This is a genomic window from Bacillus sp. JJ664 (assembly GCF_036962205.1).
Lineage (GTDB): Bacteria > Bacillota > Bacilli > Bacillales > Bacillaceae_G > Gottfriedia.
This window is the reverse complement of record NZ_JBALMS010000118.1, coordinates 1-14899: the sequence shown is the minus strand read 5'-3', so window position 1 is coordinate 14899 and position 14899 is coordinate 1. Positions and strand designations below refer to the sequence as shown.

The 14899-nt window shown below is 33.2% G+C and carries 16 protein-coding genes; all 16 read right to left on the bottom strand.

What is annotated here, in order from left to right:
* Positions 1 to 2: 2 nt before the first annotated feature.
* Positions 3 to 503, bottom strand: a complete 501-nt coding sequence (locus V7056_RS16715) for a QcrA and Rieske domain-containing protein (RefSeq protein WP_499703547.1) — start codon at positions 501 to 503, stop codon at positions 3 to 5.
* A gap of 143 nt (positions 504 to 646) precedes the next feature.
* Complete coding sequence (locus V7056_RS16710; protein ID WP_499703546.1) at positions 647 to 1096, bottom strand: DUF2487 family protein; 450 nt, start codon at positions 1094 to 1096, stop codon at positions 647 to 649.
* A 149-nt stretch (positions 1097 to 1245) separates the two neighbouring features.
* Entirely contained in the window at positions 1246 to 1788 is a 543-nt protein-coding gene (locus V7056_RS16705) for a ReoY family proteolytic degradation factor (protein WP_499703545.1), read from the bottom strand.
* 57 nt (positions 1789 to 1845) lie between these two features.
* A complete protein-coding gene (locus V7056_RS16700) occupies positions 1846 to 3108 on the bottom strand; it encodes a tetratricopeptide repeat protein (protein ID WP_499703544.1) in 1263 nt (420 codons plus the stop codon).
* A gap of 24 nt (positions 3109 to 3132) precedes the next feature.
* A complete protein-coding gene (gene aroA, locus V7056_RS16695) occupies positions 3133 to 4422 on the bottom strand; it encodes a 3-phosphoshikimate 1-carboxyvinyltransferase (RefSeq protein WP_499703543.1) in 1290 nt (429 codons plus the stop codon).
* 415 nt (positions 4423 to 4837) lie between these two features.
* Positions 4838 to 5914: a 3-dehydroquinate synthase gene (gene aroB / locus V7056_RS16690; RefSeq protein WP_499703542.1), complete on the bottom strand. Its 1077-nt coding sequence runs from the start codon at positions 5912 to 5914 to the stop codon at positions 4838 to 4840.
* Positions 5914 to 7083 (bottom strand): chorismate synthase, encoded by a 1170-nt coding sequence (gene aroC, locus V7056_RS16685; protein ID WP_499703541.1) that lies wholly within the window; start codon positions 7081 to 7083, stop codon positions 5914 to 5916. Before aroC ends, aroB begins: the two co-directional genes overlap by 1 nt.
* A gap of 102 nt (positions 7084 to 7185) precedes the next feature.
* Positions 7186 to 7956, bottom strand: coding sequence for a CheR family methyltransferase (locus tag V7056_RS16680; RefSeq protein WP_499703540.1), 771 nt, complete (start codon positions 7954 to 7956; stop codon positions 7186 to 7188).
* A 75-nt stretch (positions 7957 to 8031) separates the two neighbouring features.
* Positions 8032 to 8478 carry a nucleoside-diphosphate kinase gene (gene ndk, locus V7056_RS16675; protein ID WP_499703539.1) on the bottom strand — a complete coding sequence of 149 codons (447 nt, stop codon included), beginning with the start codon at positions 8476 to 8478 and terminating at the stop codon, positions 8032 to 8034.
* A gap of 258 nt (positions 8479 to 8736) precedes the next feature.
* The gene (gene hepT / locus V7056_RS16670) at positions 8737 to 9699 is read right to left on the bottom strand and encodes a heptaprenyl diphosphate synthase component II (protein WP_499703538.1); all 963 of its coding nucleotides are present in this window, start codon (positions 9697 to 9699) and stop codon (positions 8737 to 8739) included.
* 42 nt (positions 9700 to 9741) lie between these two features.
* Entirely contained in the window at positions 9742 to 10452 is a 711-nt protein-coding gene (locus tag V7056_RS16665) for a demethylmenaquinone methyltransferase (RefSeq protein WP_499703537.1), read from the bottom strand.
* Positions 10453 to 10492: 40 nt separating this feature from the next.
* Positions 10493 to 11170 (bottom strand): heptaprenyl diphosphate synthase component 1, encoded by a 678-nt coding sequence (locus tag V7056_RS16660; RefSeq protein ID WP_499703536.1) that lies wholly within the window; start codon positions 11168 to 11170, stop codon positions 10493 to 10495.
* 136 nt (positions 11171 to 11306) lie between these two features.
* Positions 11307 to 11879 (bottom strand): GTP cyclohydrolase I FolE, encoded by a 573-nt coding sequence (folE, locus tag V7056_RS16655; RefSeq protein WP_499703535.1) that lies wholly within the window; start codon positions 11877 to 11879, stop codon positions 11307 to 11309.
* Between the two features lie 138 nt (positions 11880 to 12017).
* On the bottom strand, positions 12018 to 12290 hold the full coding sequence (gene hbs, locus V7056_RS16650) for a non-specific DNA-binding protein Hbs (RefSeq protein WP_056466694.1): 273 nt from the start codon (positions 12288 to 12290) through the stop codon (positions 12018 to 12020).
* A 316-nt stretch (positions 12291 to 12606) separates the two neighbouring features.
* Entirely contained in the window at positions 12607 to 14085 is a 1479-nt protein-coding gene (gene spoIVA, locus V7056_RS16645; RefSeq protein WP_087999405.1) for a stage IV sporulation protein A, read from the bottom strand.
* 197 nt (positions 14086 to 14282) lie between these two features.
* On the bottom strand, positions 14283 to 14899 hold a 617-nt coding region (locus tag V7056_RS16640; RefSeq protein ID WP_499703534.1), incomplete at its 5' end, for a YphF family lipoprotein.

Genomic DNA, 14899 nt, shown 5'->3' with positions numbered 1-14899 from the left:
GATTATTTTCCTCCTTGTGGTAACGCTTTACCAAGATAAAAAGCATCTTTTTCCACTTTTACTTGATATTGATCTAGTGGTGCAAGCGGTGGTGTTCCTTTGATATTTTGACCGCTTTTTTCGTAACGACCACCATGACATGGACAGAAAAATTGATTTGGATGTTCTTTGTTGTCATTCCAACCTACTGTACAGCCTAAGTGCTTACAAGTAGGTGATAAAGCAACAATGTCACCTTTTTCGTCCTTGTAGACCCATGCAGAATGTGGAGCATCAGATTTTACCCAACCATCAACTTGCTTAACTTTAAAGTCAAATCGTTTAGGTTCGTTTGTTAAATCTTTCAGTAATCCAACCTGCACTAATGATCCAGCTTCTTCTTTTTGTAAAACTGGGTCAATGGCAAAACGTGCTAATGGCATTAGCATTCCTGCAGCCATGAAACCGCCTACACCAGTTAACGTGTAGTTTAAGAACTGGCGTCTTGAAACCTTTTCACTCATGAAAATTCCCCCCTCTATCACAAGTACTCCTGTACGGACAACAGCTATAATAATAAAACTAGGACACTTTCATAATATAATAACAAATTTAGAAGGTCAATAATATCCTAATAATAATCATATTAATAATGTTGTTTTTATTTTTATCCCCATATTTTAGAAAATAATGCATTTAAATGCGTTAATTGTTTATCAACAATTACTCTTTGCGTTGTCTCATCTAAATTATTAATGTTTAATGCAGGTAACCAAATTAATGTTTCGTCAAATTCAGCATTTAATTGTTTCCAATCATAATCACAAGTCACATAAAAAACATGCTTCATTCCGCTTTGAATAAACTCTTGATGCCACTCATTTAAACGGTTTAATTTGTTGTTTTCCCCTAATAAATAAGTAAATTCTGGAGCGATTACAACCCTACCTTTATATGTACGTTCAATTTCTGATGTAAGAATAATTAGATCCTCTCGTTGCTCAGCAAGACTGATCTGATCCTTATGTAATGATACAGGACATAGTGGCACAATTATTGTATCTATGTATTGTTGATGTGCTAAAACCTGTTCTAAATCACTCTTCGTCCATTTCATTTTGCTTCCTTCTTCCTATTTGAAAATACCTTAAACATAATTGTGAAATTTTTGTTAACAAATATCTAATTTCCATTTAACCATATAATACTATTTTAAGAAAGAAAAAAAGTCCTCAAAAAATGAGGACTCTTTCATTGATCAATTCTTTAAGTTATTAAAGTTTTTAATTGATTTGTTAATTCCTGAAACCTTTTTGCATCTTGTTGATCTAAGGCTTCATCAATTAGTCTCATTAAACGATCTCTTTGGAAATTTAATAATGAATCAGAAAGGAGCTTTTCAGCGATTACCCGATCTTTTTCATTGCTACTTAAGTTTTTTGGTAAATGAGGATTCTCTTCTAAAACTGAAACAAACATTGGATATTGAAAAGAAGATTTAAAATTCAATTGGATATAAATATCTTCATCCCTATTCAGGCGAATATCATGAAATGACTTCTCTGCATCTGTCGTCATTACATTTTGTTTATAAAAATGGAATGGCACTTCTTTCACACAGTTTGTCGACATCACTAATCCTCTTGGACAATACTTAGACTGTTCTACAAAATGAACTTTTTTCATTAAGTAATCATGGCTCATTAAATAATTTAATATCCAAACACATTCTCTTTGCTTTAGTTGAAAATTACTTAAAAACCATTTCACAAAATCCTTCTTCTCGTTCACAGATACAGGGGTTGCCATTTTATAAATCCCTCCTCTGTCCATCATATTTGTCCCCTTTTTGGCGAATAAAGAATATTACATAATCTCATTTATTCTGTCAAGACGTTCACTTACTTCTTCCTGCAGGTATTCATCATCTTGAATTCTTAAATATACCTCTTTCGCTTCCTGAATTAAGCCTTCTTCAAATAACAAATCTCCGAATTCCTTTAGGAAGGAAATTTCTTGGTTAAAGTCATTATATGCTAAGCGATATTGATTTAATGCCAAATCATATTTTTCAATTCCATAATACGCTTTTCCTAAGTCCCAATTAAAATGAGGATCAGAAGCACCATGTTCAATTGCCAATTCAACAGTACCAATAATTTCATCGAAATCTTCTTCTTCAAATAAAATCCCAACTAATAATTGAACTCCTTCAATTAATGATGGATCATAAATTAGCGCTTCTTGTAAGTGTTTTTTACTTGAATCTAAATCTTTTAATTTACGAGCTAACTTAGCTGCTGACATTAGGCACTCTACATTTGTTTCATCCACCAATAAAGCTTTTTGTAAAATATCGTAGCCTTCTTGATATTGTCCTTCTACGTCAAAAGCTTTACTTAACCATAAATGAGCCACTAAGTACTCTGGGTCAAAGAAAATTGCTTCCTCAAAAATAGGGATACATGCTGCATAGCGCTCTGCTTGGAACAATGTAATACCATATCCTAATAATGTATGAAAGTCTTTTGATTGTTCAATCCCTTTTTCATAAAAAGGAATTGCTTCTTCCCATTCACCTTCTGCACTTAAGCTTTCAGCTAACCGTAACTCTTTACTTACGCCATTTACCTCAATATCTTGATTCATTAGCTTCTCGTAGAATGGAATTGCCTTTTTATAATCATACTTACTAAAGTAATATTCTCCTAATGCAAAATCTACAACTGGTTCATTTGGTAAAATTCTTTTTGCTTCAAATAATTTTTGTTCGGCAACTTCATCAAGCCCTTGAACTTGATATAGGTCTGCCATTAAAAGTAAAGCTTGAACTTTTGTTTCATTATTTTCTTTTATAGTCAGTAATATTTCAAGCGCTTCATCTTCTAAATCAAGGTCCAATAGAAGTTCTGCATAAATAATTTTTAATTCTTCATCGTCATCATATAAATACACTAGATCTTCAATAATGTTTTTTGCTTCATCAAGTAATCCTAATGATTGAAAAAGAATTGCAGCTTCGTATTTTTCTTCATCATTTGCATTTTTTACACTATTTTTTAAAACCTCTAAACCTTTTTCCGTTTGACCATTTTCAATAAGCTGAACAGCTTCATAAATATTACTCATTAAAACACCTCTTAATCCGAACTTCTACTTTAATAATTCTTGTAATTGCTCTTTAAAATTTGGGAAAGATACTGCTATACACTCTGTGTTTTCAATAAAAGTTTCACCATCTGCAAGTAGGGATGCCACTGATAACATCATTCCCATTCTATGATCGCCGTGAGAGGCTACATTTGCTCCATATAAAGCTTTAGTACTTCCTTGTATAATCATACCATCTTTTGTCGCTTCAATGCTTACTCCAAGTTTTGTTAGTTCTGTAACAACTGTTTGAATACGATCTGTTTCTTTGACTCTTAACTCTTCAGCATCTTTAATGATTGTTTCTCCTTCAGCTTGTGAGGCAGCTAAAGCCAAGATTGGTAATTCATCAATACAAGTAGGTATCTCTTCTCCACCGATTATAGTACCTTTTAATTTTGCTGATTTCACTCGTAAATCGGCAATTGGTTCACCATTTACGACTTTTTCATTTTCTAATGTTATATCCGCACCCATTCTATCTAGAACTGTTAAAATTCCAATACGCGTTGGATTAACCCCTACATTTTTTAATAGGATTTCACTATTAGGAATAATTGAACCTGCTACTAGGAAGAATGCAGCTGAAGATATATCGCCTGGTACAGTCACATTCGTAGCTTTTAATTGTTGACCACCTGTAATAGAAACAGTATTTCCACTAACTTCTAATTCACACCCAAATGCCTTTAACATTCTTTCAGTATGATCACGAGATTTTTCAGGTTCAGAGACGATCGTTGTACCTTCTGCAAATAAACCTGCTAATAAAATGGAAGATTTTACTTGTGCACTTGAAACGGGTGATTCATATGAAATTCCTTTTAACTGGCCACCTCTAATTGCAATCGGTGTATAGGTAGCATCTGCACGTCCATCAATTTGTGAGCCCATCATTTTTAAAGGTTTTGTCACTCGTTTCATCGGTCTCTTTCCGATCGACTCGTCACCAATGATTACTGAATGAAACGGCAATCCACTAATGATCCCCATTAAAAGTCTTGCTGTTGTACCTGAGTTTCCAACATCTAACACAGCTTCTGATTCTTTCAGTCCTTTAATGCCATTTCCATAGACAAGTACTTCATCCTTTTGAACGTCAATATGTACGCCTAGTTTTCGGAAGCAATCAATTGTACTTAAACAATCTTCCCCTAATAAAAAGTTCGTAACCTTAGTCACCCCAGTTGCTAATGAACCAAACATGATTGCTCTATGAGAGATTGACTTATCTCCAGGAATTGTAACTTCACCAACTAAACTGACTTTATGATTTGAATGTGAATTGTTCATTTTAGACACCTTTTAAAACCTTTCTATATGTTATTTACATTCCATTTTTATGGTTTCAAACCTTTTTTTTCAAGAAAAATCTGTTCGACTAATTACCCTAAATTATTCAATAAATAAGCGGAAATATATTTACTTAATTTCGATTATGATCTTTATTGGTCTTTAAATTTATATCTTTGGAGAATAAGTTGATTACAACGGATACGAGACTCTTGTGGGTACGGAAAGACTGAGACCCTGGAGTTTAGCCGAGAATTAGCCTTCTCCCTACGAAAAGCGAGCATCCTGGAATGTAAACAACTAACGCATTCTTAATTAGTAACAATGAACAAGAGCAAGCATTAAGAAAAGACCTTAGAAAAAGAAAATGATATTTTGATTGATTGTCATATCAAAACATCATTTCCTATTTAAATTATTTAGTTAACAGTGTTAGAAAACGATTCAATTGTTCTTTAATGACATGTTCATCTAATTCACATAAAACAGGTTTTCCAAAATCTTTTAAAAGCACATAATTTATTTTTAAATCAATGTTTTTCTTATCTTGTTTCATTAATTGAATGATTGATTCTGTTTCTAAATACAAGTAAAAAGGATAATTAAGTTGTTTAAACCATTGCACCAGTTTATGTAACGATAAGTCTACTTCAAATAACTGTTCACTCATATAAACCGCAAAAAGTGTTCCAAATGCAATTGCTTCGCCATGAGTCGTTTTTGAATATCCTAAATATGCTTCTATTGCATGCCCCAGTGTATGTCCTAAATTTAAATAAGCACGAATGCCACTTTCTCTTTCATCCTTTGAAACAATTTGATTTTTTACCTGAATACCCATTAAAACGCATTGTTCAATGACATGCTGATCAAGGTTTTCAAGATGATGGATCTGATTCATTAACCAAGAAATATTCTCATGTGATGAAATCAATGCTTCTTTAATGATTTCAGCAAACCCAGAACGCCATTCCTTGACCGGTAAAGACTGTAAAAAGTTAAGTTCATATAGTACAAGCTCTGGTTGATAAAACGCTCCAACAATATTTTTAGCAGCTGGTAGATTAATCGCAACCTTACCACCAATCGCGCTATCATGAGCTAGTAAGGTTGTAGGCATTTGAACGAATCGGATGCCACGCATATATGTTGCTGCAACAAATCCTGCTAGGTCTCCAACGACGCCTCCGCCTAATGCAATAATTAAACTATTACGATCCAATTTTGTTTCAAAACATTTTGCTAAACACTTTTCATAGTAAATGAAACTTTTACTTTGTTCACCACTAGGAATAATATATTCATCGAAGTTTGCTAACTTTTTTTTAACTTCTTCTAAATAATAAGGTGCAACTTGTTCATCAGTTATGATCAATATCTTCGAAACCTTCGGTGAAAACCCTTCAATCATAGACTGTAAACCATTTAATATACCAAATCCAATACAAACATTGTATTGTTTAGAGCTTGTATTGACAGCGATGACTTCCATTAAAACTTCCTCGCATACTCACGGTACTCTTCAATATTTCCTTTTAAACGGTCTAATTGATCAGACTCAAATTGTTCTACAATAGCTTTCGCAACTTCCCAAGCAACAATGTGCTCAGCCACGACTGAAGCTGCAGGTACAGCACAGCTATCAGAACGTTCGATACTTGCTTCATAAATTTCTTTCGTTTCAATATCTACTGTTTTTAATGGCTTGTATAATGTTGGGATCGGCTTCATGACAGCACGAACGACAATCGGCATTCCAGTAGTCATACCACCTTCGAAGCCACCTGCATTATTTGAATGACGGTAATATCCTTTCTCCTCAGAAAAAGCTATTTCGTCATGCACTTCACTTCCTGGGACTGATCCAGCTTTAAATCCGATTCCAAATTCCACACCTTTAAATGCATTAATACTAACAATTGCTCCTGCTATTTTAGAATCTAGTTTACGATCATAATGAACGTAGCTTCCGACTCCTGGTGGCATACCTTCTACTACAACTTCTACGATACCACCTAATGAATCTCCATTTTGTTTCGCTTCATCTATTAACTGTTTCATCTGTTCAGTCGCATCTTGATCGATACATCTTACTTCAGAATTCTCAGCTCGATTATGTAAATCTGGTACATTTTTATATTCCATTTCTTTTGCTTTTACTCCACCAATTTCAATTACATGGCTAGCAATTGTAATGCCTAATTCTGATAATAGTTTCTTAGCAACGGCACCAGCTGCTACACGCACTGTTGTTTCACGAGCAGATGATCGTTCTAATACATTACGAACATCCCTAAATCCATATTTTATCGCACCATTTAAATCTGCATGACCTGGTCTAGGTTTAGTAATACTTCTTTTACCTTCATACTCTAAATTTTCTAGAGGCTCTGCACCCATAATATTAGTCCAGTGAGTGAAGTCCTTATTTTCGACAACCAATGCAATTGGCGAACCTAATGTATAGCCATGTCGAACACCGCTTGTAATTTGTGCAGTATCTTTTTCAATCTGCATTCTTCGACCTCTACCATAGCCACCTTGACGTCTACGAAGTTCAACATTAATTTCTTCTGATAATATTGGTAAACCCGCTGGAACGCCTTCAATTATCGTAGTTAATTGGGGGCCATGCGATTCACCTGCTGTTAAATAACGCATTCCATCACCTTCTATTTATGTAAGATTTAAAATTATTAGTTACTACTATATCACAACCTAATCTTAAATTAATATAAAAAAAGAACCATAAAATGGTTCTTTTTACGATTTTTTGTAAAAAAATGTTTCATTTGATGTAAAAGTATACTTTTCTGCATGAAAAATTTGTTCTGTACTCCCTACAAATAATATTCCATTTTGATTCAATGAATTTGAGAAATTTGTATAGATATCAACTTTAGCTTCTTCAGTAAAGTATATTAAAACATTTCTACATACGATGACATCAACATTTTTTTCATAAGCATCTAAAAGTAAATTATGTTTTTTGAATTGAATTTGTTTTTTTATCTCGTCACTTACTTGATAGATTGTTCCCTCTTGTTTGAAATACTTCGCTAATAGATCTTTGGGTACATCTTTAATAGCTTTTTCATTATATACACCAATTTTAGCCTTTGATAAAACATTCTCATCGAGGTCAGTTGCAATGATTTGAAATTGACTTGGTTTTAAATATTTTAATAAAATCATTGCAAGTGTATATGGTTCTTCACCAGTTGAGCATGCAGCACTCCATATTTTTAATTTGCTATTATTTTTCAATAAAGGTGGTAGAATGTTTTTTTCGAAAACGTCCCAACGATTGGGATTTCGGAAGAATTCAGAAACATTTATCGTCATACGATCTAAGAATTCATAATATAGTTCTTTCTCTTTCTCCATGCCTTTAAAGAAATCGACAAATGATTTAAATCCCTTTTTCTCATATAAAGATTTTAATCTTCTTTTCATTTGCGATTCTTTATACAAGTATAAGTCAATCCCAGATTTCTTTTTTACTAAGTTAATAAAATCGATATAATCGTCCATAATATTCCCCTACTATTTATTTAAAAAAAGCCAGCAAATATCTGCTGGCTTTATCTTATCATATAAATATTAGGATTAGTATACCCACTCTTTAATTAACTTTGAATATTCTATTAACTCATCTTCTTTAAAGAAAATTCCAATTTCACGCTCTGCGCTAGCAGGTGAATCAGAACCGTGAATAATGTTTTTGCCTACTGTTGCAGCATATTCACCACGAATAGTTCCTGGTGCTGAATCTTTAGGATTTGTTGCACCCATCATAAGACGCGCGGTAGCGATTACATTTTCACCTTCCCAAACCATTGCAAATACAGGGCTTGATGTGATGAAATCTACTAATTCTCCAAAGAATGGACGCTCTTTATGCTCAACATAGTGAGTTTCTGCTTGTTCTTTTGATACTTGCATTAATTTTGCGCCTACTAATTGGAAACCTTTTTTCTCGAAACGAGATACGATTTCTCCGATTAAATTACGTTGTACTCCATCAGGTTTTACCATTAAATAAGTTCTTTCCATCATGCTCGACCCCTCTAGTTCAATTATGTATAAACAATACAGTAGAATAGTATCATCTATTTCCAAAATTATCAATAGTTAAAAATCTTAATATTTTAGAAAAATTGGAATCGCTTACAGTTAAGTAGGGAGTAGGATTAAAAACTTTTTTTAAGTAACTCCTACTATTCAGTATTATCATACTATAAAACTTATGTTAAACACTATAAAAAGCCAAAAGAGGCAGTTACAAAATGCAGTAGCATTTCATGGCTGCCTCTAATTCTTTCTATTACCAATATTTTTAGCAATTAGTATTAACATTTCCTTTGCTTCATGATCTGGCAATGATTCAATGCATTTTAATGATTTATTTAAATATTCTTCACTGATTCTTCTAGCATCTTTTATATAACTACTTTTACGTATTTGATTGATCAGTGGTTTGACCGTTTCTGGATTGATTCCTTCATAAATTGAAGTAATTTTTTCCTTTAGCGATTGATCTTGCATAGCAAAAAGTACCGGTAATGTAATATTTCCTTGAATTAGATCACTACCTGCAGGTTTACCCAATTCTTTTTCTGATGCTGTGAAATCTAAAATATCATCCATTATTTGATATGACATTCCTAAATAATAGCCGTAATCTCTTAGGGACTTTTGAATTGATGCAGATGCACCTGAAGCAATTGCTCCAATTTCACAGCTTGCAGATATTAACAATGCCGTTTTTCGTTTAATTCTTCTCAAATAGCACTTTAAGTTTTGTTCAAAATTATATTTATCTTTGATTTGCTCAATTTCACCTAAGCAAATTTCTAGAATTGTATTTGACAACTTTTGATGTGCTTCTGGTATCTCAATTTCAGACATGCACTCTAGCGCTTTTGCAAATAGAAAATCTCCAGCGTACATTGCAACTCGATTATCATATGTAGAGTTGATTGTAGGTTTACCTCTTCTTAGACTAGCTTCATCTATTACATCATCATGGACTAATGATGCCATATGAATGATTTCTAAAGTTGCCGCTACATGTTTAATAGATTGAAGGTTATATTGTCCAAATTTAGCACTAAGTAATACAAATAATGGCCTAATTCGTTTCCCACCCGATTGAAGTAGCTGTAAAGAAGCATCTTTCAATATAGGCTGAGTTGAATTGACTGTTTGATGAAGAGTATATTCAATCTCGTTTATATCTTTTTTTAAATAAGAATACTTCCATTTAACCTTCATTCCGTTCACCTTACTATTCATTCCAATTTATAACTTACAATGTTATTTCTTCGGTTTTTTACCTAAATGCATTGCTGCAACACCAAATGTAAATGGTTTTATTTCAATTTTTTCTAAGCCAGCTTTTTCGAATAGTTTTGCAAGCTCCTTCATTCCTGGGAACGTACTTGCACTTTCTTGTAACCAAGAGTATTCTTTAAAACTTTTCGCAAAGAGTTTCCCAAATATCGGCATGATAAATTTAAAATACGCTTTGTAAACGTGCTTAATTCCAAAAGTTGTAGGCTGTGAAGTTTCAAGACAGACAACAATTCCACCAGGTTTCACAACTCTTGTCATTTCTTTTAAAACTTGGTAATAATCAGGGACATTACGTAAACCGAATCCAATTGTCACGACATCAAATAAATTGTCCTCAAAAGGTAATTCCATTGCATTACCATGAATCAATGAAACTTGACTTAATTGCTGCTTCTGTACCTTTTCTTCACCAATTGACAGCATATTTTTACTAAAATCTAATCCAAAAACTTTTCCTTCATTACCTACAGCTTCTGCAAGTGCGATTGTCCATTCACCAGTTCCACAGCACACGTCAAGCGCTTTCATGCCTTTTTGAACATTCATAACTCGCATCGTCTGCTTTCTCCAGGCAATATGGCGTTGAAAGCTAATAATCCCATTCATTTTATCATATTTGTTATATATTTTTTCAAACACATCATGGACGCGTTCTTCTTTTGATTGAGTCATGTAAACCCCCACTAAACTTATTACAACTTCTTGACTGTTATTAATTTTGTAATTGTAAGATTATTTTTGATATTACTTCAAGTAATTGATTTTTTTCTGTTTGAACACCGTGTAGAGATTCTAAATGCTTAATAAAGTCAGAATCCTCACCAACTTTTACATGTTGACTCTCCTGCTCTAACCTAGTTAATAAACATTTACTCTCAATTTTTTTGATTGATTGGTTTGAACCAATATAATTTGCAAAATGAACAAGTATCGTTGATTCAATTATTGTAATACATCTTAGTAATTCTTCTAATGAAGTAAATTTATGATGCACTAAATTAATTTTTTGTTCATTCATTTCTTTAACTGCATATGAAAGCTCTTTTATTAAACTAATCTCACCAGTATTTGATAAAGCCTCATAGTAAAGTCCGCTATAGAAATCTCCTTCTAGAACAGTCAATTGTTTCTTTTCCCTATCTTGAGGTGTACCTTCGTATGTAGAAACCAATTCATGAGTATCAAGTGCAATTTGGTGGATCATCAAAGCTTTGCAGTAATGAATAATCTTCTCTTTTGTAAAATTAAGCTGATCCATTAATTCTATTAGAATCGTCACTTTCACTTCATCGATCGTAGGTGGTAAGAGGTGTTTATTCAAATATGGATGTTTAATTGCATTTAATATCTGTGTTTTCACTTCGGTTTTTAACTGTTCAACGTTACTCATTATTTCCATCCAATCCATTAATTACTAACTTGTACTATTATACCATAAGACTATTGTATGGTATAAACTGATTCACTTTTCATGTTAATGAATGCTTTTAAAAAAAGCAGGAAAACCTGCTTTTTTTAATTGATTGTTAGTTTTTTGAATGAATCATAGAAAGTATTTCGTTTCTGCCTTGCGCATCTTCTTTTAATGAACCACGTACAGCAGTCGTTACAGTTTTTGAACCAGGCTTTCTAACGCCACGCATTGACATACACATATGCTCGGCTTCAACAACTACCATTGCGCCATGAGGTTCTAATACCTCCATAATTGCGTCAACAACTGATGAAGTAATACGTTCTTGTAATTGTGGACGTTTAGCGATTGTTTCCACTGTACGAGCTAATTTACTTAATCCAGTTACTCTACCATTTCTAGGAATATAAGCAACATGAGCTACACCGTAAAATGGTAATAAGTGATGTTCACACATAGAATGGAATGGGATGTCTTTTACTAGTACCAATTCCTCATGATCCTCACCGAATACTTTATGTAAATGTTCCTTCTCATCTTGATGCATACCAGAAAAAACTTCTGCATACATTTTCGCTACTCGCTTAGGTGTTTCAAAAATACCTTCACGATTTGGATCGTCACCAATAGCCTCAAGAATTTGGCGAACTGCTTGTTCAATTTGTTCTAAGTTTACTTCTTTCATTAACTGATCCCCCATGCATAAAAAAAATTCTAATATTCATTTCTATCAGATTTGTTTATTTTAACATATTTCTTTTTTTATAAGCAAAAAAAGAAGGATGCAATATAAGCATCCTTCTATTTCGCTTAAATTATGTAATTATTTTACAGCATCCTTAAGCGCTTTACCAGGTTTGAAAGCTGGAACTTTACTTGCAGCGATTTCGATTTCTTCGCCTGTTTGTGGATTACGTCCTTTACGAGCTGCACGCTCACGTACTTCAAAGTTACCAAAGCCGATTAATTGTACTTTATCCCCGTTTTGTAACGCACCAAGAATTGATTCGAATACAGCATCAACTGCTAAAGTAGCTTGTTTTTTTGTTAATTCACCAGCTTCAGCAACTGCATTGATTAAGTCTGTTTTGTTCATGTCTTTCACCTCCTCCCAAAAAAGTTATAATTTAAGTCTTATTTTCATTAGTGACCAAAATTCAATTTTTTATACAACAAATACCAATAATTTCATTGTCATGCCTTATATTATACGATTCTATCGCATATTTCAATATGTTTTAGAAGAAAATGTTGGAATTCCTCGAAAAAAATAGTAACTTTTCTGAAAAGTAGATAGAACTTTGTGATCTTTACAAAAAAAATGTTAAAAAGAAGTTAAATCACTTGATTTTTATAGGTTTTTACATTCAAAAAAAATCAGATGGATGTCTCTCCATCTGATTCATTAATGATCAAAGGATAATCGCAATTAAACCGCCACTACCTTCGTTAATAATTCTTTCCAAAGTTTCTTTCAATTTATATCTCGCATTTTCAGGCATCAACGATAATTTTGCTTGAATACCTTCACGGACGATCGAGCTTAATGAACGACCAAATATATCTGAGTTCCAAATTGAAAGTGGATTATCTTCAAAGTCTTGCATTAAATATTTAACAAGCTCTTCACTTTGCTTCTCAGTACCGATAATCGGCTCAAAAGTTGATTCAACATCTACTTTAATCATATGGATAGATGGTGCAACAGCTTTTAGTTTTACGCCGAATCTCGAACCATGTCGAATGATTTCAGGCTCATCTAAGCTCATATCTAATAGTGAAGGAGCTGCAATTCCATAACCCGTTTGTTTAACCATTTTTAACGCATCTGCTACTTGATCATACTCTTGTTTCGCATGAGCAAAGTCCTGCATTAGCTCTAATAAATGATCCTTACCACGAATTTCTACTCCAACTACTTCTTTTAACACTTGATCATATAATTCATCTGGTGCTGATAAATCAATCTCCGCTACACCTTGCCCCATATCAATCCCAGCAAGCTGTGCATATTGGATAAATTCATAATCAGTAAATTGACCGACTACATAATCAACATCTCGTAGACGTTTAATGTCTTTAACCGTTTCTTGAATTGCTTCTTGGTAACTTTGACGTAACCAATGGTTTTCTTTTAATACAAGTACCCAGCTTGGTAAATTCACATTTACCTCTAGTACTGGAAATTCATATAGTGCTTCTCTTAATACGTTCATTACATCCCCTTCACGCATCGCTTCTACACTTAGTGCAATAACAGGAATGTCGTATTTTTGTGAAAGCTCTTGTCTTAAGCTTTCCGTATTTGGATGATAAGGTTGTGAAGAATTAATAACCATAATGAACGGCTTACCAACTTCTTTTAATTCTTCTACAACTCGCTCTTCAGCCTCAATATAATCATATCTTGCAATTTCACCAATCGTTCCGTCAGTCGTTACAACCACTCCAATTGTAGAGTGCTCTTGGATTACTTTTCTAGTACCAATTTCTGCTGCTTCATTAAACGGAATTGGTTCTTCATACCATGGTGTACTAATCATTCTTGGGCCATTTTCATCTTCATACCCTTTGGCACCTGGTACGCTATAACCTACACAGTCTACCAAACGAATATTTACATCTAAACCATCAGCTACATGAATTTTCACACCTTGGTTTGGTACGAATTTAGGTTCAGTAGTCATGATTGTTTTTCCAGCAGCACTTTGAGGAAGTTCATCATGTGCCCTAGCACGATCCGCTTCATTTTGAATATTTGGAATAACAACTGCTTCCATAAACCTTTTAATAAATGTTGATTTACCAGTACGAACAGCACCTACTACACCTAAGTAAATATCTCCTCCAGTGCGCTCGGCAATGTCTTTAAAAATATCTATCTTTTCCATGTGTTCCCCTCCCGATTTATCAATACATGGGAATAATTGACTTGAAGTAGTATGCCTATGACAATACCATTCTATGATGTTGTCCTAGAGAGTTATGACAAGATTTTATAATTTTTCTTATCAATTTTTTTAGGAAGAAATAAAAAAATCCTTCGATAAAATGTATTCTTTTATCAAAGGATTATGATTTTATTTATTTAATTTTGTTCTAAAAATATCGGTTGTCCATCTTTAATCGTATACGGTAATGAATAAGCTGGTAAAATTGGCGAGTCTTTTACTAAGATTTGACGGATATCTTCGCCCGTTTTCATTTTCTTAGCATCATTTATTTTTTCAAATAAATCGATTGAGTAATCTACGTAAAATTCTCCATCATTGCCCATGACGATTGGTAAGTTTTTTTGACTATAAGGACTCGTTACAAATGGTTCTTCTTTAAAACCCATTTTTTTGTAGTTTAGTAGGAATACACCTTTACTTAATGTTTCTTTTATTGGCGGGTAAGTATTTTTATCTTTATATACTTGTACTCGCAAAGAAACATCTCTAATTTTTTCCGCAATACGAAGGTCAATTAGTTTAACTGTAGGATTCGTTTCCGCATCCATTAAAACATATTGGTAAACCCCACCATTTTCATAAGCATTGCCTGGGGCATCACTTATATAACTAGGAATTAATTTTGTAAAATCGACTGGGTATTTTAAATATATTGGTGTACTCATATCTTTATTTTTAATTGGTAATAAACCATTATTATTTTCTTTAAATTTATTAACTGCTGTTTGGACTGACTGCAATTGATCTTCAT